Source organism: Actinomadura sp. 7K534, assembly GCF_004348575.1.
GTDB classification, from domain to species: Bacteria; Actinomycetota; Actinomycetes; order Streptosporangiales; family Streptosporangiaceae; genus Spirillospora; species Spirillospora livida.
In genome coordinates this window covers 1-20,090 of the sequence record NZ_SMKB01000044.1, presented here as the reverse complement: position 1 = coordinate 20,090, position 20,090 = coordinate 1, and the positions used below count along the sequence as shown (strand labels likewise).

At 69.9% G+C, this 20,090-nt stretch carries 15 protein-coding genes; 12 read left to right on the top strand and 3 right to left on the bottom strand.

Annotated features, from left to right (window positions below; all coding sequences use genetic code 11):
* The first annotated feature begins 8 nt into the window (after nt 1–8).
* Genes E1266_RS12095 through E1266_RS12060 form a run of 8 tightly spaced genes read left to right on the top strand, consistent with a single transcriptional unit; the run spans nt 9 to nt 9,666 of the window.
* Complete coding sequence (locus tag E1266_RS12095; RefSeq protein ID WP_132046430.1) at nt 9–1,220, top strand: amidohydrolase family protein; 1,212 nt, start codon at nt 9–11, stop codon at nt 1,218–1,220.
* Between the two features lie 4 nt (nt 1,221–1,224).
* On the top strand, nt 1,225–2,454 hold the full coding sequence (locus E1266_RS12090) for an iron-containing alcohol dehydrogenase (protein WP_165966043.1): 1,230 nt from the start codon (nt 1,225–1,227) through the stop codon (nt 2,452–2,454).
* A 39-nt stretch (nt 2,455–2,493) separates the two neighbouring features.
* The gene (locus E1266_RS12085; protein WP_132046428.1) at nt 2,494–4,641 is read left to right on the top strand and encodes an acetate--CoA ligase family protein; all 2,148 of its coding nucleotides are present in this window, start codon (nt 2,494–2,496) and stop codon (nt 4,639–4,641) included.
* On the top strand, nt 4,638–5,825 hold the full coding sequence (locus E1266_RS12080; protein ID WP_165966042.1) for an acyl-CoA dehydrogenase family protein: 1,188 nt from the start codon (nt 4,638–4,640) through the stop codon (nt 5,823–5,825). Before E1266_RS12085 ends, E1266_RS12080 begins: the two co-directional genes overlap by 4 nt.
* Nucleotides 5,822–6,904: an acyl-CoA dehydrogenase family protein gene (locus E1266_RS12075; protein WP_165966041.1), complete on the top strand. Its 1,083-nt coding sequence runs from the start codon at nt 5,822–5,824 to the stop codon at nt 6,902–6,904. Before E1266_RS12080 ends, E1266_RS12075 begins: the two co-directional genes overlap by 4 nt.
* A 21-nt stretch (nt 6,905–6,925) precedes the next feature.
* Nucleotides 6,926–7,909 (top strand): MBL fold metallo-hydrolase, encoded by a 984-nt coding sequence (locus tag E1266_RS12070; protein ID WP_132046425.1) that lies wholly within the window; start codon nt 6,926–6,928, stop codon nt 7,907–7,909.
* Complete coding sequence (locus E1266_RS12065) at nt 7,906–8,730, top strand: enoyl-CoA hydratase-related protein (RefSeq protein WP_132046424.1); 825 nt, start codon at nt 7,906–7,908, stop codon at nt 8,728–8,730. Before E1266_RS12070 ends, E1266_RS12065 begins: the two co-directional genes overlap by 4 nt.
* Before the next feature lie 39 nt (nt 8,731–8,769).
* Complete coding sequence (locus E1266_RS12060) at nt 8,770–9,666, top strand: CoA ester lyase (protein WP_243718379.1); 897 nt, start codon at nt 8,770–8,772, stop codon at nt 9,664–9,666.
* Between the two features lie 2 nt (nt 9,667–9,668).
* On the opposite strand, the gene E1266_RS12055 is transcribed toward E1266_RS12060, so the two are convergent.
* The gene (locus tag E1266_RS12055; RefSeq protein WP_132046423.1) at nt 9,669–11,138 is read right to left on the bottom strand and encodes an MFS transporter; all 1,470 of its coding nucleotides are present in this window, start codon (nt 11,136–11,138) and stop codon (nt 9,669–9,671) included.
* A 142-nt stretch (nt 11,139–11,280) separates the two neighbouring features.
* Here E1266_RS12055 and E1266_RS12050 point away from each other — a divergent pair, with 142 nt between their 5' ends.
* The 4 genes from E1266_RS12050 to E1266_RS12025 all read left to right on the top strand — a co-directional run bounded on the left by E1266_RS12050 (nt 11,281) and on the right by E1266_RS12025 (nt 17,539).
* Complete coding sequence (locus E1266_RS12050; protein ID WP_132046422.1) at nt 11,281–14,460, top strand: BTAD domain-containing putative transcriptional regulator; 3,180 nt, start codon at nt 11,281–11,283, stop codon at nt 14,458–14,460.
* A 229-nt stretch (nt 14,461–14,689) separates the two neighbouring features.
* Entirely contained in the window at nt 14,690–15,094 is a 405-nt protein-coding gene (locus E1266_RS12040; RefSeq protein ID WP_132046421.1) for a DUF6247 family protein, read from the top strand.
* Nucleotides 15,091–15,348, top strand: a complete 258-nt coding sequence (locus E1266_RS12035) for a hypothetical protein (RefSeq protein ID WP_131982655.1) — start codon at nt 15,091–15,093, stop codon at nt 15,346–15,348. The genes E1266_RS12040 and E1266_RS12035 overlap by 4 nt, the downstream gene beginning before the upstream one ends.
* Nucleotides 15,349–16,432: 1,084 nt before the next feature.
* Nucleotides 16,433–17,539 (top strand): hypothetical protein, encoded by a 1,107-nt coding sequence (locus E1266_RS12025; RefSeq protein ID WP_132046420.1) that lies wholly within the window; start codon nt 16,433–16,435, stop codon nt 17,537–17,539.
* A gap of 70 nt (nt 17,540–17,609) precedes the next feature.
* On the opposite strand, the gene E1266_RS12020 is transcribed toward E1266_RS12025, so the two are convergent.
* Nucleotides 17,610–18,242, bottom strand: coding sequence for a 2'-5' RNA ligase family protein (locus E1266_RS12020; protein WP_132046419.1), 633 nt, complete (start codon nt 18,240–18,242; stop codon nt 17,610–17,612).
* The gene (locus E1266_RS38780; protein ID WP_207945584.1) at nt 18,239–19,627 is read right to left on the bottom strand and encodes a helix-turn-helix domain-containing protein; all 1,389 of its coding nucleotides are present in this window, start codon (nt 19,625–19,627) and stop codon (nt 18,239–18,241) included. Before E1266_RS38780 ends, E1266_RS12020 begins: the two co-directional genes overlap by 4 nt.
* Nucleotides 19,628–20,090: the final 463 nt, after the last annotated feature.

Genomic DNA, 20,090 nt, shown 5'->3' with positions numbered 1-20,090 from the left:
GGTAGCTCATGACGGCTCAGACGGACGCACGGTCAACGACGGCGGAGCGCCCGGGGATCGCCGAGCGAATCAAGATCATCGACACGGACAGCCACGTCATGGAGCCGCCGGACCTCTGGACGGGACGGCTCAGCGCGGCCAAGTGGGGCGACCAGATCCCGCACGTGCGCCGCGACGAGAAGCACGGCGTCGACCGCTGGTGGATCGGCGCCCGCCGCGGCTCGGCCGTCGCCAACTTCGCCACCGCGAACTGGCGGGAGTTCCCGCCCTCGTACCCGAAGCTGCTGGAGGAGGCCGACGCCGCCGCGTGGCACCCGGAGCGGCGGCTGGAGCGGCTCGACGAGTACGGGATCCACGCCCAGCTGCTCTACCCCAACATCCTCGGGTTCTCCAGCGTGTACTTCTTCGACCTGGACCCGGATCTGCGCTACGAGTGCGTCGTCGCGTACAACGACTGGCTCGTGGACTTCTGCAGTCCGGACCCGGACCGGCTGATCCCGCTCATGTGGCTGCCGTTCTGGGACACCGACCTGGCCGTGCGCGAGATGGAGCGGTGCCTGGCCAAGGGCCACCGCGGCATCATCTTCCCCTCCAACTTCGAACCGGTCGGCCTGCCGCTGATCTACGACGAGCACTGGAATCCGGTGTGGGAGGCCGCGCAGGCGAACGAGCTGTCCATCAACTTCCACACGGGGTTCCAGATCACGGAGGAGGAGGCCCGCTCGGCCATCGGCTACCGCCGGTCGCGCGCGGACTTCGCCAAGATGAGCGCGATGTTCCTGATGGGCAACGCGCGCACGATCGCCGACGTCACCCTGTACGGCGTGTGCCACCGCTTCCCGCGGCTGAACTTCGTCTCGGTCGAGAGCGGGTTCGGGTGGATGCCGTACTTCGCCGAGATGCTCGACTGGCAGTGGCTGAACTCCGGCGCGCGCGACGCGTTCACGGAGATGAAGCTGATGCCGAGCGAGTACATCCAGCGCCAGGTGTACGGGACGTTCTGGTTCGAGTCCGACTCGGTGCGCCGGATGGGCGACATGTTCCAGAACAACCTCATGTTCGAGACCGACTTCCCCCACCCGACCGCGCTGCAGCCCGGCCCGGCGTCCTACGCCGACAGCCCGAAGGTGCACATCGAGCGCAGCCTGGAGGGCATCGACGAGGACATCCTGCGCAAGCTCCTGAACACCAACGCCGCCCGGGTCTACCACCTTGGCTGAACCGGTGACGCAGCACGCGCGGGCACGCGGCCGGTCGGCCGTCGTCCGCCACGAGACCCCGGCACAGCGCGTCGAGATCGGCGCGGGCGTCGTCGACGGCGTGGGCGGGATCGTCTCCGGCCTCGGCGGCACCGTGGTCGGGATCCTCGCCGGCGACCGCGTCTGGCGGGGCGGGCTGGGCGGACGCGTGGAGAGATCGCTCGGCTCGGCCGACCGCGTCGTCTGCAATGAGATCGAGCCGCACACGCCGCTGTCGGCGGCGGTGCGGCTCGGTCGCCGCTTCGCCGACGCCGGAGTGGACCTCATCCTGGCACTCGGCGGAGGCAGCGCCAGTGACCTGGGCAAGGCGACCGCGGCGGTGATGGCCTCACTCGGCCGGGGCGACGCCCAGCCCGACATGTCCCGGCTCTTCGCCCGGGTGCGAGCCGACGGCACGGTCTCCGATCCCGCGGTGGGAGGGCGGCCGGTGCCGCTCGTCGTGGTGCCGACCACGCTCTCCGGCGCGGAGCTGACACCGGGCGCGGGAGTCACCGAGAACGGCATGAAGCGCGTCCTCTGGGACCAGGCGCTCTCCGCGCGGGTGATCCTCTACGAGACCTCCGGTGACAACGACCTGCCCGCGCCCATCGTCGCCACGACGGGCATGAACGCGATGGCGCACGCGGTGGAGGCGATGTACTCCACCGCGGGCGACGCGATCAGCGACGGGCTCGCCGTCGCCGGGCTCGACGCGCTCACCGCCGGCATGGCCCGCTACCTGGCCGCCGGAGACCGCGGCGAACAGGCCAAGGCGGAGCTGTTCACCGGCGCGGTCCTGGCGGGCCGGGCGCTCAGCACCGCGCGTGTGTGCCTGCACCATGCGATCTGCCACGTACTCGGGGCGCACCACGGTGTCGCGCACGGCGACGCCAACGCCGTGATGCTCAGCCACGTCGTCGACTTTAACGAGGCCGGCGCGGCCCGGCAGCTCGCCCGGTGCGCCGCCACGATCCGCGGCGCCGCCGAGCGGGTGCTCGGCACGCCCCTGACCGAGACCTCCCCGGGCGCGGTGCTGCGCGAGTTCCAGACCCGCGTCGGGGCGCCCACCACGCTCACCGAGATCGGGCTGCCGCATGTCGACGTCGAGGACGTGGTCAGCGGCCTGCGCGAGGAACGGGGCGTCGCCCTGAACCCGGTGCCGGTGACCGACGACGACGTCCGCCGCCTGCTCGCCGCCGCCCGCGGAGCGGCTTGACCGGCGCGGCCCGGCCGTGCCGAACCCCTTGGAGATCAGATGACCACTTCTGCCGAGTCCGCGCACGCTCTCGACGCGCTGTTCCGCCCCGCGAGCGTGGCGGTCGTCGGAGTTTCCACTTCGCCGACGAGCCCGGGCGCGCGGACGTTCGCCAACCTCGTCCGGCACTTCGACGGCGAGGTGTTCGGCGTCAACCCCGCCGAGCCGGAGATCGAGGGCCGCCGCCTCTCCGCGTCGCTGACCGCGATCGGCGAACCGCCCGACCTCGTGGTGATCGCGACCCCGGCGGAGTCGGTGCTCGACATCCTCACCGAGGCCGGCGAGCTCGGCGTGCGGGCGGCGATCTTGCTCTCCGCGGGCTTCGCCGAGGCCGGCGAGGAGGGCAGGCGGCTGCAAGGGCTGCTCGCCGAGACGGCACGGCGCCACGGCATGGCCCTGATCGGCCCGAACTCGATGGGCCTGATCAGCCGCCCGAACTCGCTGTTCGCCACCTTCACCAACGCGGTGCAGGAGACGAACGCGGGGGGACGGGTCGCCGTCGTGGGCCAGAGCGGCGGCATGGCGGCGATCATCTACACGATCTGCCTGGCGCACGGCGTCGGCGTCGACTACCTCGTCGCACTCGGCAACGAGTCCGCCACCTCGCTGGGTGAGGTCGTCGAGTGGATGATGCGTCCCGAGTCCGGGGTGGACGCCGTCCTCGGCTTCGTGGAGTCGCTGTCCGGCTGGGACGAGCTCGCGGCGGCCGCCCGGATGGCCGCCGAATCGCAGAAGGTCATCGCGTTCTGCAGGGCGGGCCGGTCGCAGCTGGGCGCGGCCGCCGCGGGCAGCCACATCGGCGCGGTCGCCGGTGACGAGAAGGTCCTCGCGGACCTCGCCGCGGCCGGCGGCATCGTCGAGGCGGCCACGCTGGACGACCTGCTCGACATCGCCAAGGCGCGGCACGTCGCGCGGCCGATGCGGGGGCGGCGCGTCGGGGTGGTGACGGCGTCCGGCGGGGCCGGGTCGCTCTTCGCCGACCTGATGACCTCGGCGGGGCTGGACCTCCCCGAGCTGTCGCCGGAGCTGCAGCAGAAGGTGTTCGAGGTGATCCCCTGGTTCGGCTCGGCGACGAACCCGGTGGACACGACCGCCTTCATCCAGAGCCGGCCCGAGGAGTTCTGCGCGGTGGCCGGGATCCTCGCGGCCTCCGGCGAGGTCGACGCGGTGATGGTCTTCCTGGGCACCCTGGACCCGATCGCGCCGCGGCTCGTCCGCTCGCTCACCGAGATCGCCGCGCGGCATCCGGCCGTCCCGGTGGTGGTGACGTGGGGCGGCGGCAGCAAGCGCTTCAAGGAGGATCTCTGGCGGGCCGGCGTCGCGACCTTCGACGACCCGGACCGCGCCGTCCAGGCCCTCGTCGGGCTCGCGCCCGCACGGCGCGTCGCCGCGGCGACCGGCCCGGTGAGCGCCCCTTCGCCGTTCCTCGATCCGCTGCCCGGTGAGCTGACCGGGGGCCGGTCGACCGTCACGTTGAACGAGCACGACGTGCGCGGACTGCTGGAGGCGGCCGGCCTGCCGGTCCCGGCCGGCGCCCTGGCCGCCGACGCGGACCGGGCCGTCGCCATCGCGGCGGAGATCCCGGGCGAGGTGGTGCTCAAGCTCATCGCCCCCGGCCTGGAGCACAAGAGCGACATCGGGGGCGTCGTCGTCGGCGTCAGCGGAGCGGACGAGGTACGGCGCCAGGCCGAGCGGCTGCTCGCGCTCGGCCGCGAACACGGTTCCGCCGTGGACGGTGTCCTCGTCGAACAGCGCGCGCCCGCCGGTATCGAGCTGGTCTGCGGTGTGCGGCGCGACCGGGTGGCGGGCCCCGTGGTGGTGGTCGGCCTCGGCGGCGTGCTCACCGAGATCATCGGTGAGATGGCAGTGCGCGCGGCCCCCCTGACGCGCGGGGACGCGCTCGACGCACTGGAGCAGCTGTTCGCGGGCCGGCTGCTCCACCACCACCGGGGGCTCGGCCCCGCGGCCGCCGAAGCCGTGGCGGACCTGCTCGTACGGCTCGGCGACATCATCGCCGCCACCGACCGCCTCGTCGAACTCGAATGCAATCCGGTCATCGTGTCCGAGGCCGGTGCCCTGATCTGCGACGGCCTCGCCGTCGTCGGCGGGGATCCCGACGACTCTTCAACAGGGAGGTTCCTTCAGTGAGCAGTCCCTTCGACGGCGACCACGCGCGGGCGTTCCGCAGTGAACTGCGGCAGTGGTTCGCGGACAACCTGCCGGCGGGCTGGGGCACCGAGCGCTTCGCCCCGCATGCGGACGAGGACGCCGAGGTGCGCTTCCTGCGCGGATGGCAGCGCACCCTCTACGACGGAGGCTGGGCCGGCATCTCCTGGCCCGCCGAGTACGGCGGCCGCGGCGCGACACTGCTCGAACAGGCGATCTTCGTCGAGGAGCGCGACCGGGTGAAGGCGCCGTTCGACATCGGCATCGTCGGCACGCAGATGGTCGGGCCGATGCTGATCACCTTCGGGACGCAGGAGCAGAAGGACAGGTACCTGCGCCGCATCCTCACCGGCGAGGACCTGTGGTGCCAGGGCTTCTCCGAGCCGGAGGCGGGTTCCGACCTCGCGGGTCTGCGGACCCGCGCCGTCGCCGACGGGGACGGCTGGCGGGTCAGCGGGCAGAAGGTCTGGACGAGCCGCGCGCAGCACGCCGACATGATGATCCTCCTCGCGCGCACCGCGCCGGTCGGGGACGTCCCGCACCGGGGCATCTCCGCCTTCGCGGTGCCGATGGACCGTTCCGGCCTCACCGTCCGCCCGCTCCGCCAGATCAACGGGTCGGCCGAGTTCTGCGAGGTCTTCCTGGACGAGGTGCCGATCGCCGCCGACGCGTTGATCGGCAAGGTGGACGAAGGCTGGAAGGTCGCCATGACCACCCTGTCCTGGGAGCGGTTCGCGACCACCCGCGCCTTCGAGATGCGGCGCCTCGCCGCGCAGCTGTGGACGGCGCTGCCCGAGGAGGCCCGCGCCGACAGCGCCGTCCGGGCGCGGGTCCTCGAACTGCTGGCACAGGCACATGCCGGGGGGCTGAGTTATCAGCGGATGGTGTCGACGGTGACGGCGAAGGGGGAAGTCGGCGTGGACGCCTCGGCGGGGAAGCTGTTCAGCACCGAACTGGGGCAGCGCATCGTCGATGTCGCCTTGAGCGTCCTGCCGCCCCCGGACGTGCTCGGTGAGGTCCGCCCCGGCAATCAGGGGACGACCTCGTGGCCACTGGAATGGGTGAACGGCTTCAAGAACACCATCGCCGCCGGAACCTCCCAGGTGCAGCGCAACATCATCGGCGAACGGGTGCTCGGCCTGCCGAAGGGCGGTGCGCGCCGATGAGCGTGGTGCTGACCGACCTCCAGGAGGAGCTGCGCCGGACGGTGCGCGGCGCGATCGAGGCGCGGCACGGTGCCGCACGCGTGATCGAGCTCGCCGAGGCGGGCGCCGAAGGCGACGACGCGGACGTGTGGAAGGCGTTCTCCGACATCGGCGTGCCGCAGATCGGCACGCCCGACTCCGGCACCGGGCTGCTCGACCTCGGGCTGATGGTGCAGGAGGCCGGCCGCGGGCTGCTCCCCGGGACGCTGCTGGGGCATGCGCTGGGGCAGCGGCTGCTCCTCGCCGCCGACGGAGCCGCCGGGCCGCTCGCCGAGGCCGACGCCGCCGGGCACCGGCTGGCCGCGTCCTGGCGACTCGACCCGGCCGCGGTCACCGTCGAGTCGGACGGGGTCCTGCACGGCAGGGCCGGGGCGGTAGCCGAGGGACGGCAGGCCGACGTTCTCGTCCTGCCGGTCACCGGCCCGGCGGTCGCCTGCGTGGACACCGGCCCGCTCGGCTTCTCGCCCGAACAGGCCGGCGCGATCGACACCGGCCGCGACTGGACGGCCGTCGATCTCGACGGCGTTCCGGCGCGGGTGTACGGACTCGAGCCGGAGAGCTGGCGCCGCGTCCTGCTCGAAGCCGCCGTGCTGCTGTGCTTCGACTCCCTCGGCAGCGCCGAGCGCTGCCTCGACGACGCCGTGCGGTACGCGAAGGAACGGCGCCAGTTCGGTCAGGCGATCGGCGGCTTCCAGGCGGTGAAGCACCTGCTCGTCGACGCCCACGTGGCCGTCGACAACGCCCGCTCGGCCACGTGGCACGCCGCCGCCGCGCTCGACTCCGGCGCGGCCGGCGCCGCGTTCAGCGCCCACGTCGCGAAGGCCGTCACCGACCAGGCGCACGTCCGGACGGCGGCGGTGGGCATTCAGGTGCACGGCGGAACGGGCTTCACCCGCGAGGTCCCGGCGCACCTGCATGCCCGGAGGAGCAGGTACAACGAGCGGCTCGCCGGCACGCCGGCGGAGCACCTCGATGCCATGGCCGACGATCTCCCGATGGTGCTCGGCCAATGGGCCGGCGTGCCGGCCGACCGGACCTGACGGAATAGAGAGGAACAGACGATGTGGCAAGCAGATCGCCTTGAGATCACGGTGCTCGTCGAGAACTGGGTGGACATGCTGCTGCCCGAGCTCGACACGCCCGGCGGGCACTGCGTTTCGCGGTTCGGGCTGGTGGAGCACTTCGACCCGAGGCTGGTCCCTCCGGCGGCGGAGAACGGGCTGAGCCTGCTGGTGACCGCCTACAGCGGCAGACGCGCCACCCGGGTCCTGTTCGACGCCGGGCTCACCGGTACCGTCCTCGCGCACAACCTGCGGTCATTGAGGATCGACCCCACCGAGTTCGACCACCTCGTCGTCAGCCACGGCCATCCGGACCACTTCGGCGGCGTGTACGGCCTGCTCGACGCGATCGAGGCCCCGCTGCCGGTCATCACCCACCCGGACGCGTTCCTCCCCCGCTACGCGGTGATGGGCGACGGACGCGCGGCACCCCAGTACAACCAGGCGTTCCGCGAGGACGACCTGGCCCGTTCGGGCGGGCGCCAGGTGCTGACCCGCGACCCGATGGTCCTCGGCTGGGGGGTCTTCACCACCGGCGAGATCCCGCGCGTCAACGACTTCGAGGGGCCGCCGCAGACCATGGAGACCCACGCCGCCGGCCTGTGGCAGGTGGACGGCGAAGGACGCCGGGTCCCCGACCAGGTGTGGGACGAGCAGGGGCTGGTCATCGACGTCAAGGGAGAGGGCCTGGTCGTCCTGACCGGGTGCGCGCACGCCGGCGTCGTGAACACGATCACCCGGGCGCGCGAGATCGCCGGCGGGGAGAAGCCGATCCGCGCCGTCCTGGGCGGATTCCATCTCGGCTTCCCGACCACGCCGGCGGAGAACGTCCAGAAAACGGTGGACGCCTTCGCCGAACTCGACGTGGCGATGGCCGTGCCGATGCACTGCTCCGGCCTGTCCGCGCACACGGCCCTGTCGACGCAACTGGCGGACCGCTACGTGCAGCCCGCGGTCGGCACGACGTTCCGGTTCGGCGCATGAGCGCGTCGGAACTCGTCCTCCGGGAGACGCTCGGTCCGGTCCGCCGGCTGACCCTCAACCGCCCGGACCGCCGCAACGCCCTTTCCGTGGAGCTTCTGCAGGAGCTGGTGGGCGCGCTGGAGCAGGCCACCGACGATCCGGGCATCTCGGTCATCGTCCTGCGCGGAGAGGGCAAGGGATTCTCCGCGGGCTTCGACCTGAGCGGCGGCTACACCGGCCCGCGGACGATCTGGTCCGACCGCGAGCGGCTGCGCCGGTCGAACCGCGCCCTGGACGAGGTGTTCAACACGCCGCTGCCGGTGATCGCGCAGGTGCACGGCTTCGCCATAGCCGGGGGCGCCGACCTGGCCCTGCACTGCGACTTCCTGGTGTGCGCGCGCGACGCCCGCATCGGCTTCCCGCCGGTGCGCAACCTGGGCGTGCCGCCGACGAACATGTGGCTGTACCGCCTAGGCCCGCAAATGGCCAAGCGGATGCTGCTCACCGGCGACTCGATCACCGGCGCCGAGGCGCACCGACTGGGCCTGGCCATGGAGAGCCACGCGCCCGAGGCGCTCGATGACGCGGTCCTGACGCTCGCGAACCGGATGGCGAAGGTCGGGCGCGAGATGCTGATCGGCAACAAGCACGTGCTGAACCGCGGCATCGACCTGATGGGCCGCGCGACGCTGGCCCGCATCGCCGAAACCGAGGACGCGGTGGCGCACACCGCCCCGCCCGCCCTCGCCTTCCGCGAGCGCGTGGGGGAGATCGGCCTCGCACCCGCGCTACGCGAACGAGATGCCGCCTTCCACCCGGATCCCCCCGGGCTCGTCCCCTGAACCCTTGCTGGCTCCACCAGCCCGAACCGGAGGTGACCGTTGTCGCAGGTACGTCGCTCATGTCTGTCCGTTCCCGCGTCCGACCAGGGAAAGGTCGACAAGGCGGTAGGGCTCCCCGCCGACGAGATCGTCTTCGACTTGGAGGACTCGGTAGTCGCGGACGCGAAGCCCCAGGCCCGTACCGCCTTGGCCGCTCGGCTACCGGGCCTGACACGCGACGGGCGCACCGTGGCGATCCGAGTGAACCCGGTGGGGACCCCGTGGTGCCACCAGGAGATCCTGAGCCTGACGCAGAACGCGGCGCCCACTTCGTTCGTCCTGCCCAAGGTTTCCGGCCCTGGCGACATCGCGTTCCTGGACCGCCTCCTGACCGGGATCGAGGCGGCCGCCGGCTCTGACCGGCACATCGGCATCCAGGCGCTGATCGAGACCCCCGAAGGCCTGCACCGCATCGACGAGATCGCGGCGGCCTCGCCGCGTCTGCGAACCCTGATCCTCGGCTACGCGGACCTGGGCGCCGCCCTGGGCATGTCCTACCGCGACCTGGACCTGTGGCTCCCTGCCCAGCACGCCGTCCTCCTGGCCGCCAGGCGCCACGACCTCCAGGCCATCGACGGCCCCTACCTGGCATACACCGACGACGCAGGCCAGCACGCCGCCAACCAGCGCGCCCGGGACCTCGGTTTCGACGGCAAATGGGCGATCCACCCCCGCCAGCTGGCAGACGTCAACCAGGCGTTCACCCCCACACCCGACGAGGTGGAGCAAGCCATGATGATCCAAGCGGCAATGAAGCACGCCGAACGAGAAGGCGCCGGCGCAGTCGCCCTGAACGGAGAAATGATCGACCCGGCAGTCGCGACCGCGGCCCACCGCCTCCTGGCCCGCCACACCTGGAGCCAAGAGGCCTCCGGCCGCACCGCATCTCTCCCCTGACGTCACCGTTGAGAGTCGGCGTGATCCGTTCGCGGGCTGGGAGCGGGGGCGACGGGGGCGGGAGTCGGGGCGGTGCGGCGGGGAACGGTCAGGACGGCGAGGACGCCCGCGAGGGTGAGTGCGGCCGCCACGTAGACGGCGTTGCGCAGGCCGTCCGAGGTCGCGGTGCGCAGGGCCTCACCGGTCAGGTCGGCGAGCCCGGAGGCGGAGACGCTCACCAGGACGGCCAGGCCCACGCTGGTGCCGATCTGAAGGGCGGTGTTGGCCATGCCTCCGGCGGCGCCCTGGTCCGCGTCGGCCACGCCGGTGCCGGAAGTCCCGAACATGGTCGGGTAGATCGTCCCCATGCCCATGCCGTAGACGACGAGGCCGGCGAGGATCGTCCAGTACGAGCCGTCGGTGCGCATGCCGGCGGCCATCAGCGCTCCGCCGCCGGAGCCGAGCAGCAGGGCGATGGTCAGGGTGGTCCGGGCACCGGCGCGGATGACGAGTCGTTCGGCGACGAAGTTGGCGATGCCGATCACCACCGAGAGGGTCAGGAAGACCAGCCCGCCCCGCAGCGCCGAGTAGCCGAGCACGTCCTGGAAGTACAGGGTGAGGAAGTAGACCAGGTTCTGCATGGTGATGCCGAAGGTGAGGATCATCAGCAGGCCGGCGCGGAGGTTGGGGTTGGCGAACAGCCGCAGCGGCATCAGCGGGTGCCGGGTGCGGGCCTCGATGAGGACGAACGCGGCCAGCAGCGCCGCGGCGAGGACGGCGGACGTGAGGACGGGCGCCGCGGTCCAGCCGGCCTCGGGGCCTTGGGCGATGGCGAAGACGAGGAGGGTCAGCCCGCCCGTGCCGGCCAGGGCGCCGGGGATGTCGAAGCCGCGTCCCCGTTCGCGCGGGCCGTCCGGGGCGAGCAGGGCGAACGCGCCGACCGTGCCCGCCACGACCAGCGGCACGTTCACCATGAACACCGCCTCCCAGCCGAACGCGTGCGTCAGCACACCGCCGAGCAGGGCGCCCAGGCTCAGCCCGCCCGCGCCGGCCATGGCCCACACGGCCAGGGCCCGGACGCGTTCGGGTCCTTCGGTGAACCTGGTGGTGACCAGCGAGAGCGTGGCGGGGAACAGGACGGCGCCGCCGACCCCCTGGAGCGCCCGCGCGGCGATCAGTGTCGCGGACGAGGTCGCCAGGCCGCCCAGCAGCGATGCACCGCCGAACAGGAGCATGCCCAGGACGAACATCCGCCGGCGGCCCAGCAGGTCGGCCGAGCGGCCGCCCAGGAGCAGGAAACCACCGAAGAAGATGGCGTAGGCGCTGACCACCCACTGGGTGGCGTGCCCGGACAGCCCGACCTCGCGCGCGATGTCGGGCAGCGCCACGTACACGATGGTGAAGTCGAGCGAAGTGATCAGGCTGGAGAAGGCCAGCAGGCCGAGGGCCCAGCGTGACCTGGTGCCGGTGGTCGTCTTATCGGGCAGCTTCATCGTGGTCTCCGCAGAAGGCTCAGGTCGGTAGTGCGAGCATGGCGACCGGCGCTTATCAGGCGCTTACTCCGCACTTTCCGTCGGCGGCCGGCCGGCGTAAGCGGGACCGATCTCGGGAAAAAGCGCCCGATAACGTGGGGTCATGCGATTCGGGGTGCTGGGACCGCTGGGGGTGTGGAGGGCGGACGGCGCCCCGGTGGTGGTCCGCGGCGCCATGGTCCGCGCCCTGCTGGCCGTCCTGATCGGGCATGAGGGGCGGCCGGTCCCCGTGGACCGGTTGATCGACGACCTGTGGGGCGACGCGCCGCCCCGCAATCCGTCCGGGGCACTGCAGGTCAAGGTCTCGCAGCTGCGCCGTGCCCTGGACGAGGCCGAGCCCGGCGCCCGGGACCTCGTGTCCTTCCAGGAGGCTCTGGGGTACCGGCTCCGGGTGGACGCCGAAGCCGTCGACGCGAGGCGGTTCGCCGGGCTGCTGACGCGGGCGCGCGAAGCCTCCGACCCCCGGTCACGGGCGGTCCTGCTGACGGAGGCGCTCCAGTTGTGGCGCGGGCCGGCTTACGCCGACTTCGCCGACGCGGAGTTCGCGCGTCCGGCGACGGCGCTCCTGGAGGAGCGGCGGCTCACCGCCCTTGAGGAGCGAGCGGAGGCGTACCTGGAGATCGGCGAGCAGGGCGCGCTCGCCGATGAGCTGGGTGACCTGGTGGAACGCCATCCGCTGCGCGAACGCCTCCGCTCCGCGTACATGCGCGCCCTCTACGGCACCGGACGGCAGAGCGAGGCCCTCGAAACCTACGCCGACCTCCGGACGCGGCTGCGTGAGGAACTGGGCCTGGACCCCGGGCCGGAGATCACCGAACTGCACCGGCGGATCCTTGAGCAGGACCCCGCCCTGGCCACCGCGTCCGGGCCCCCGCCGCAGACGAACCTCCCCGCACAGATCAGCGAGCTGGTCGGACGCGACGAGGCGGTTGCCCAGGTCCAGGCGCTGCTGAAGGCGGCCCGCCTGGTCACCCTCACCGGTCCCGGCGGGGTCGGCAAGACGCGGCTGGCCCTGGAGACCGCCGCGCGCGCCGCCGCGGACCACCCGGACGGCGTGTGGCTCGTCGAACTGGCCGGGCTCGACCGGACGACGAGGGCACCGGGGGGCGATCGGCTCGTGGAGACCGTGATCGCCGCGCTCGGCATTCGCGACGACACCGCCCCCGGCCTGCCGCGTTCCGGGCTGCCCGCCGATCCGGCCGCGCGGCTCGCCGAAGCGCTGCGGACGCGCCGTACGCTGCTCGTCCTGGACAACTGCGAGCATGTGATCGACGAAGTCGCCGCGTTCGGCGAGCGGCTGCTTCGAGCGGCCCCGGAGGTGCGGATCCTCGCCACCGGCCAGGAGCCCCTGCGGCTCGCCGGGGAGTCGGTCTGGCCCGTCCCGCCGCTGCGGACGCCGCACTCACCGGGCGACGGGCCCGCGACCCTCCGGAGGTTCAGCGCCGTCCGGCTGTTCGAGGCGCGTGCGGCGGCCGCCGTCCCGGGGTTCGCGATCGACGCCGCCAACGCCCGCGCGGTCGCCGCGATCTGCCGCCGGCTGGACGGTGTCCCGCTGGCCCTGGAGCTGGCGGCCACCCGCCTGCGCGCACTGGACGTCCACGACCTGGCCGAGCGGCTCGACGACCGGTTCCGGCTGCTGTCCTCGGGCCACCGCGGCACCCCGGCGCGGCAGCGCACCCTCCGCGCGATGATCGACTGGAGCTGGGAGCTGCTGTCCGGGCCCGAACGCCTCGTGCTGCGTCGGCTCGCGGTCTTCTACGAGGGCTGCACGCTGGAGGCGGCGGAGGAAGTCTGCGCGGGCGATGACGTCACGCCCGAGGACGTCCTCGACCTGCTGGCCCGCCTCGTCGACCGCTCTATGGTCGTCCGGGCCGACGGCCCAGGGCGGACCCGCTACCGGCTGCTGGAATCGGTCGCGGCGTACGCCCTGGACCGTCTGGAAGAGGCCGGCGAGACCGAGCGGGTCCGCCTGCGGCACCTGGCCTTCCACACCGAACTGGCCGAACGCGCGGAGCCGCGGCTGCACGGCCCCGAACAGCGGCGCTGGCTGCGGCGCCTGGACGCCGAGCACGCCAACCTGCGCGGCGCGCTCGAGGAGGCCGTGCGGCGGCGCGACGCCGGCCTCGCGCTGCGGCTGGTCAACGCGCTGGCCTGGTACTGGTACCTGCGCGGCAGGATCGGCGAGGGACGGCGCGCGTTCGCGATGGCGCTGGGCATCCATACCGGGGCCCCTGCCGCGACCCGGGCACGGGCCGAGGCCTGGCGGACCGGCCTGGATCTGCTGGGCGAGGGTTCAGCGGACGTCCGCACGCCCGCGGAGGCCATCCCCGACCCGGGGGAGCGCGCCAGAGCGGAGTGGTTTCTCAGCGACGTGCTGCTCGGCGCCGGCGACCTGGGCCTCAGCCGGGACCTGGTCGGGCGGGCGCTGCCGGTGTTCCGGCGGCTCGGTGACCGCTGGGGCACCGCCGCGGCCCTGGCCACCGAGGCCAACCACGCCCTCGTCCGCGGTGACCTCGGCACGCTCGAACGGTCCGGGGAGGAGAGCCTGGCGATCTTCGGGGAGCTGGGAGAACGGTGGGGGCAGGTCCGGGCCATCGACCTGCTCGCCCGGCTCGCGGAGATCAAGGGCGACCGTCGCAGGTCCGCCGTTCTGTGCCGCGACGGGCTCCGGCTGGCCGAGGAGCTCGGGCTGTGGCTCCAGGTCTCGCTGCTCCAGTCCGGACTCGGCCGGATCGCCCTGCTGGCGGGCGACCACGCCGAGTCGGACCGGCGCCACGAGCGGGGCAGGATCCTTGCCGCCGAGCACGGCTACCGCCCCGGCGAGGCCTTCGCCCTCACCGGCCTGGCCCTCACCGCCCGCCGCGCGGGCCGCCTCGACGCCGCCGAGGCCCACATGCGCGACGCCCTCGCCAGGGCACGCGAGGTCCGGTACGCACCGGCCATCGCGCTCGGCCTGGCCGAACTAGGCTTCACCGCCGAGCAACGAGGCGACGCAACCGCGGCCGGGAAGCTCCATCGGGAGGCCCTCACCGTCGCCCAGGACATCGGCGACCCGAGGGCGATCGCGCTCGCCCTCGAAGGCCTGGCGGGCGTGGCGGCCCTGACGGGCACCCCCGCGGAAGCGGCACGACTCCTCGGCGAAGCCGCCGCCCTGCGCGAGTCCGCAGGCGCCCCCCTGCCACCCGAGGAACGCGGAGACGTCGACCGCATCACGACCACGGCACGCTCCGCCCTAGGCGCCGAAGCCTTCACCAGCACCTTCACCGAAGGCCACACCACCTGACCCCGACCACCCCACCGACGCGAGCCGACCCACCCGACTGCCTGTAACTCACCAGTGGCATCCAGCCGAACCGATAAGAAAGCGTCCTCGCGGCCAAGAACATGATCGGCTGGTGGAGGTGGCGCGCCCGGCAGGATTCGAACCCGCGACCGTCGGATTAGAAGTCCGAGGATCTCCGGCGGCTCCGCACCTCGTCTCACCTGCGCGCACTCCCACTCGACTCCGTGCGGTGAGCAAGATCATTCCGTGCATGCTCCGGATCTTGCTCGTGCGGCTGTTGCCTGCCCTGCGGGAGTCTCCACGCCTGACGGGGGCCACAGGTAGATTGGACGTCATGACCGCTCAGCCCGAGGAACCGACCGCGCCGCGCGATCCCGGCGAGGATCCGGCCGCGATCTTCGATGCGCTCCCGTCGGCGCATCGTGCCCAGTTCCGGGCCGAGTATGACGAGGCACTCGACGCGGCCCACGACCTGGCGCGGTTCAAGCAAGTTCAGAGCCTCCTTCGGCAGTGGCGCCTGCGGGCCATCGCCTACGGCCGTCCCGGCTACGAAGAGGCGGTGCAGGACGCCCTACAGGGCAGGGAAGACAGCTTCGTCCGCTACACCCCTCCGGGCTGGGAAGGCAGGGTGTGACGTACCGCTGGGACGGCTTCCACGGACGCGCACTGTACGAGCTGAACGGGCTCCCCAACGAAGTCCGTCACGGCCTCCTACTTGAGCGCCTCCTCGACCTCTTGGAAACGCCGTGGGACTCGGTGCCTGAACGGCCAGGCCAGACAGCCATCAGACACGCCTTCTTCGGTGCGAACGGCGAGGGCATGCTCACGCTGCTGGTCGATGACGATGCTGAGACGCTGCGCATCATCGACATCCTGTGGATGGGGTAGCGGCGTAGCCGCTGTTCTTCCCCCACCTTCCTTCCCCCGAGCCGTCGAGACCTGTACCTAGCGGCGGACGGGTTCTGTCAAGGGTGGCGTAGCCATCACGTAGTGACGCCCGAAGGGCGCCCTTGACAGGTTCCGTCCGCCGCCATCCTCAAGACATCGGGTCGGGGGAGCCCTGTGCCATTCCACGCCAAGTGGCAACGTCCCTATACCGGCGATGGTTCTTCGGCATCGACTCGTGCCAGCTCTGGGCGGTGGCGCGTACCCCGTGGCGGCCGGTCGGAGCGGGGCCGGCGGACGTGTCGCGATGCGCGGCCCGGCGCGGCCGTCCGGTGACCGGCGCCCACGCCGCACGCTCCGGGCGGCCAGGCGCGGGGCCGCGCAGCGGCCTGAGCGCCGCCGCCCCTTGATCCAAAACAGCCCAATTCGGCAAGCAGTGGCCTGCGTCTCTGCGGCTGTCCGTTACTGGTCAAGGCGCTGCCTCTTCACAAGTTCGTGACTGTAAGCGATCCTGGGAGCGAAAGACTGAAATTGTTTTGTAACGGAGGGGTGGCTTTGGGGTCGGATTCAATTGCGATACTGCCACCAAATGGTTCGCGATCACGATACGGTGTCGCTTATGTCCGATCAATCTGCAGCCAGGCCGGTCTGGGTTTTCAGGAAACGTCTCCAGACGAGGATGTTAGCGCAGTCGATGGCTATATCCGTTTCGACATAGCTAATACGAATGTCCAGATTAAATGTTCGTCAGGTTTCAGGATAGCTGGCAGGTCTGCTAGTTTGTCTGTTGAATTTTCCTGGCGCCAACAGTGGAGCAAGTCCGGGGTTCCCGTCTATCTGATTCTGGTGATCCTGGATTGCGAAGAATGTGAAGGTTGGGTTCTGCATAAATCTGACGGTACTTTCCATCGAGCTGCAGCATTTTGGGCACGGGTAGATCGACTTGGCCGAGATCAGACTCGCGTCGACATTCCTAAAGATCAACGCCTTACGATCGATACCATGCAGCAGTGGGAGCTTGAGCTTCGGCAGTGCTTTCTTCCAGAGAGGGGTGGTTTAAGTGCTTGATTCGGAAGAGCTGCCCGTAGTGGAAGATTTGCAGGCCCACATGTCAGAATCCGGGTGGCGAGATAACGGCTCCGGACCTGCTGGGAGCCTGTGGACCAAAGGGGACTCCACTATAGCGGTTCCTCTGGAGGGATCTCTTAGCGCTGATCTGATTTACAGTGCTATCGAGCGTTTGGCTGCACATGAACAACTGGAAGTCAAGAAGCTAGCGGACATGATCAGGTACCGGAGAGTTGATAGAACTGAACTTAAGGCTGTCAATGGTCAAGAAACGTCCGACTCTATACCGCTCGATGCCGCTGCGGCTATTGTTAAAGAGGCCAGGAGAATGCTTCGCGCGAGCGGAACCACGGCACTGCATGAGCGTGGTGATCTGAAAGGCAACTTTTCTCATCAGGGCGACGAGGTGGTGCACCGTACTCGGATGGCTCACACCCTTAAGGGATCCTTCATTATTCCGATTTTAGTGCCACTTTCGGAAGTGTCGGAACCTGAATCGGATCAATCTGCAGTAATCGACATACACCGGGCTGCTCCTGAGCCGTTTGAGCGAAGGGTAACAAGAACGTTTGCGCAGGCTATGCAGGCCGTTCAAGATGAGATAATCCAACCAGCGAGAGAGCCGACCATTCGAACACTTCACGCCGTTGTGGAGCGCGGCGTCAGTAGGGAGTTCTGCCTCGGGCTGTCTAACGTTTTAGCCCAGAGGTCCGTTGGTGAATTTGGTGCAACATTCAATTGGGCAACTACATATCGGCCTCCTGCAACAATGCCCGACTCTATTGCAATCGATTCCGGCGGCGTGGAACTTGTGCAATTGGCTGCGGAGAAACTTCGCGTAAACCCAATTGAACCCAAACAGACTTTTTCTGGAACAATTGTTGAGTTGCGTCATGTTCCAGATGAGCCGGAAGGTTACGTCACCATTTCAACAGTGAGGAATGGGCGGTCTTGCGAAATTCGCGTTACACTTCCCGCTGAGCGATATGATGAAACGCTTGCGTGGCATAGATCCAAGCGGGTTATAATTGTTGAAGGTGAGGTGCGGCGATCGGCTCGCCGGTTGATCATCGACTCGCCGGTTCGGTGTCGACCTATCGATGAGGTAGTTCTTCCAGGTACGTAAGTTCCGTCCTACGTCATCATTTGATCATGCGCATTTGCATGGCTGCTTGGGGCTCGGAAGGTATGGCTCTTCAGCAGCGGCCGACGAGAGGGGCACGTCCCACAAGGTGCCAGTCCCAAAGGCGTTCAGGGCCCTGTTGTGCAACGAGGATCACGGCATTGATAGTGAACTCGCTGGTTGGAAGTTCTCGGCCTAGTGCGGAGATGAGTGGTTCGGCCGGTTGTTCGGTCTCGCTATAAGCGAGGGTCATGTGTGGTATCCACTGGGTGGGTCCCTCGGTGTGCCCTTCGCGTCCGACTGCCTTGAGTGTGGCCGTCTGGATGGCGCTGCGGATTTGCTTCAAGGGGCCGGCGGGCTGGACTTCTGCGGCGATCGCCTCGGGGTGGTAAAAAATTCGGTTAAGCGTTACGTCGACGGGTGGGAGTTCGGCGAGTAGCTCGGATGCGGCGGCGAGCATGTCTTGCTGTTGCTCGGTGGTGATCTCGTTGGTCGGGCCGACCACGAGTGTGGTGATGTGGAGCCATTCAAGTGGGGGCAGGTGTAGGCCCGGGAAGTCGGCGAGTCGCTTTCGAGCGGTCTGGGCGGCGTTCCGTGCTTCGGGCTGGTCGCCAAGGAGGATGTGCCAGTAGATCGTGCCCTGGCCCGGACTGGGTTCTTCGCGGTTCTGCCAACGGTTGATCATCTGTGTGGGCAGAGGGCTCATGAACTCTCCAGGTCGGGATCGTCGGTCAAGGCAGCGGTGTTGAAGTCGCGGATCTGCTTTCGGAGCTGGATCGCGAGAGGGTTGTCTCGGTATTGGGGACGGCTGAGATGGCGATCCAGGTCGGCCAGATAGCGTGTGACTGTCGTCAGGCGCATTCCGGGGTCCAGCGTCAGCAGCTCGGCGAGTTGTTCGGCGGTTCCTTCAAGGTCGCCCTTGAGTACATGCGCCACTCCGGTACCGACGCGGATCTGAGCCCAGATCGCCGGCGCGACCGGTGCTCCGTTCGCCCATGCGGTGTCAGCCATCTCGGCGGCTCGTAGCGCTCCGTCGGGATCGCCTGTCCGGTTGGCCACGGACAAGGCGAAAAGGGCCTGGCGCTCATCGGGGAAGGACCAGACAGACAGATCCGTGGTTCCGTTGCGGATGGTCTCGGCGGACTGCTCGGCGCGGGTGACCGCTTCGCGTGCCCTGCTCTTGTCTCCGACGATGGCGGCGGCGTTCGCCTCGTACCACGCGAGTTGCGTCTTCATCGGCGTGTGCGGACTGGTCTCGAAGCCCTGTCGGGACAGGTCGGCGGCTTCGATAAGCCGGTTCTGCCAGCGGGCCGTTTTGGCTTGGGCGTACCAGGCGTACGACTCGTTGGCGCCAGCCTCCCGGGCGAGCATGAGGGCGATGGTGCCGTACTGCTCGGCGTGCGCGTCCTGGTCGACGTCACCGAAGATCACGGCTGCGTGTGCGAGTAGATCGGCGTTGATGCGTAGTAGCTCGCGGGTGTGGCGGGGCCGGGGGCGGCGGTCCTCCAGGAGGCCCTGTGCGCGGCGATGAAGGTGCAACACCTGGGGCAGGAGCCGTTTCGCTGGCACCTGCGTATGCGCGGCGGCCAGGGACGAGGTTGATCGTGCAAGACCTTCGATCGTCTCGTCGGTGGTGTCGCTGGCGGTGAGCCATCGGGTCAGACGGGAGATGTCATCGGCGGCCGCCAGCTCTCCCGCGCTGGACGGGTCGGCCTTGGGGCCCGCAGGGTCAGCGGGCGGCGCGTTGGCGGGTGACCGCGGGTGGGGGACGGAGACGGCTGACGTGGTGCGGCGCCGTCGTGGTGCCAGGCCCAGTGTCATGCGGGCGGTGTCGGGCATCTGGAGGCCGTCGGCGATGCGCTCGAAGACTTCCAGGGTGAGGATCTGGCGGCCGCCCTTCTTCATGGTCTCGCTGACCTTGCCCTGGGTCATGCCGCATGCGATCGCTATCTGGGTCTGGCTGGCGCCTGTGTACTGGCGCACCAGGTGGAAGACGGTCCGGATGTCGCGGGAGGTCAGGGCCTGGGTCATCTGCGGGCGTTGCCACAGTGATTCGGGGATGACGATCGGGTCTGACGCCCGTCCCGACATCGGGTCTCCCTCCGCGTGACTCGTCATCGCTGAGCGTATATCCCGTCGTGGGATACCGCCTGGGAATGGGGGCCGGACCGAAATTCCTCGATCGTGGTCGCCATGACGCAGCAGCAAGGAACAGGCGACACCGGCTGCCGGTCCTGCAGCGGCCGGGGGTGGAAGTTCGTCCATCCTCGTCGGGCGGTGCTGGTGGGTGTGCCGGGTGGTTCGGGTCCGGTGGTGGTGCGGGTGCGGTGTGGTTGGTGCGCTCCGGCTCGTGGGGTGCGTGCGGCGTAACGGGCTGCGGGGCCGGTGGGTGTTGCGGCGGCATGGCGCGGCCTGATCCCCGTCAGGTGGCTGCGCGTTCGGGGTTGGTGGGTCTCCTCCGATGGTCGTCGCCCTGCCGGTCCCGCTTTCTCTTTCCTGGGAGTGGAGTGGTGGTCGTGGGTCGTGTGGTGGCTCGGGTGGCGTTGGGTGAGTC

Bases quoted from the DNA above. Each gene is read 5' to 3' on its own strand.
- E1266_RS12085 (WP_132046428.1), top strand. From the start codon at position 2,494: ATGACCACTTCTGCCGAGTCCGCGCACGCTCTCGACGCGCTGTTCCGC.
- E1266_RS12020 (WP_132046419.1), bottom strand. From the start codon at position 18,242: ATGAGCCCTCTGCCCACACAGATGATCAACCGTTGGCAGAACCGCGAA.
- E1266_RS12055 (WP_132046423.1), bottom strand. From the start codon at position 11,138: ATGAAGCTGCCCGATAAGACGACCACCGGCACCAGGTCACGCTGGGCC.
- E1266_RS12050 (WP_132046422.1), top strand. From the start codon at position 11,281: ATGCGATTCGGGGTGCTGGGACCGCTGGGGGTGTGGAGGGCGGACGGC.
- E1266_RS12065 (WP_132046424.1), top strand. From the start codon at position 7,906: ATGAGCGCGTCGGAACTCGTCCTCCGGGAGACGCTCGGTCCGGTCCGC.
- E1266_RS38780 (WP_207945584.1), bottom strand. From the start codon at position 19,627: ATGTCGGGACGGGCGTCAGACCCGATCGTCATCCCCGAATCACTGTGG.
- E1266_RS12075 (WP_165966041.1), top strand. From the start codon at position 5,822: ATGAGCGTGGTGCTGACCGACCTCCAGGAGGAGCTGCGCCGGACGGTG.
- E1266_RS12095 (WP_132046430.1), top strand. From the start codon at position 9: ATGACGGCTCAGACGGACGCACGGTCAACGACGGCGGAGCGCCCGGGG.
- E1266_RS12070 (WP_132046425.1), top strand. From the start codon at position 6,926: ATGTGGCAAGCAGATCGCCTTGAGATCACGGTGCTCGTCGAGAACTGG.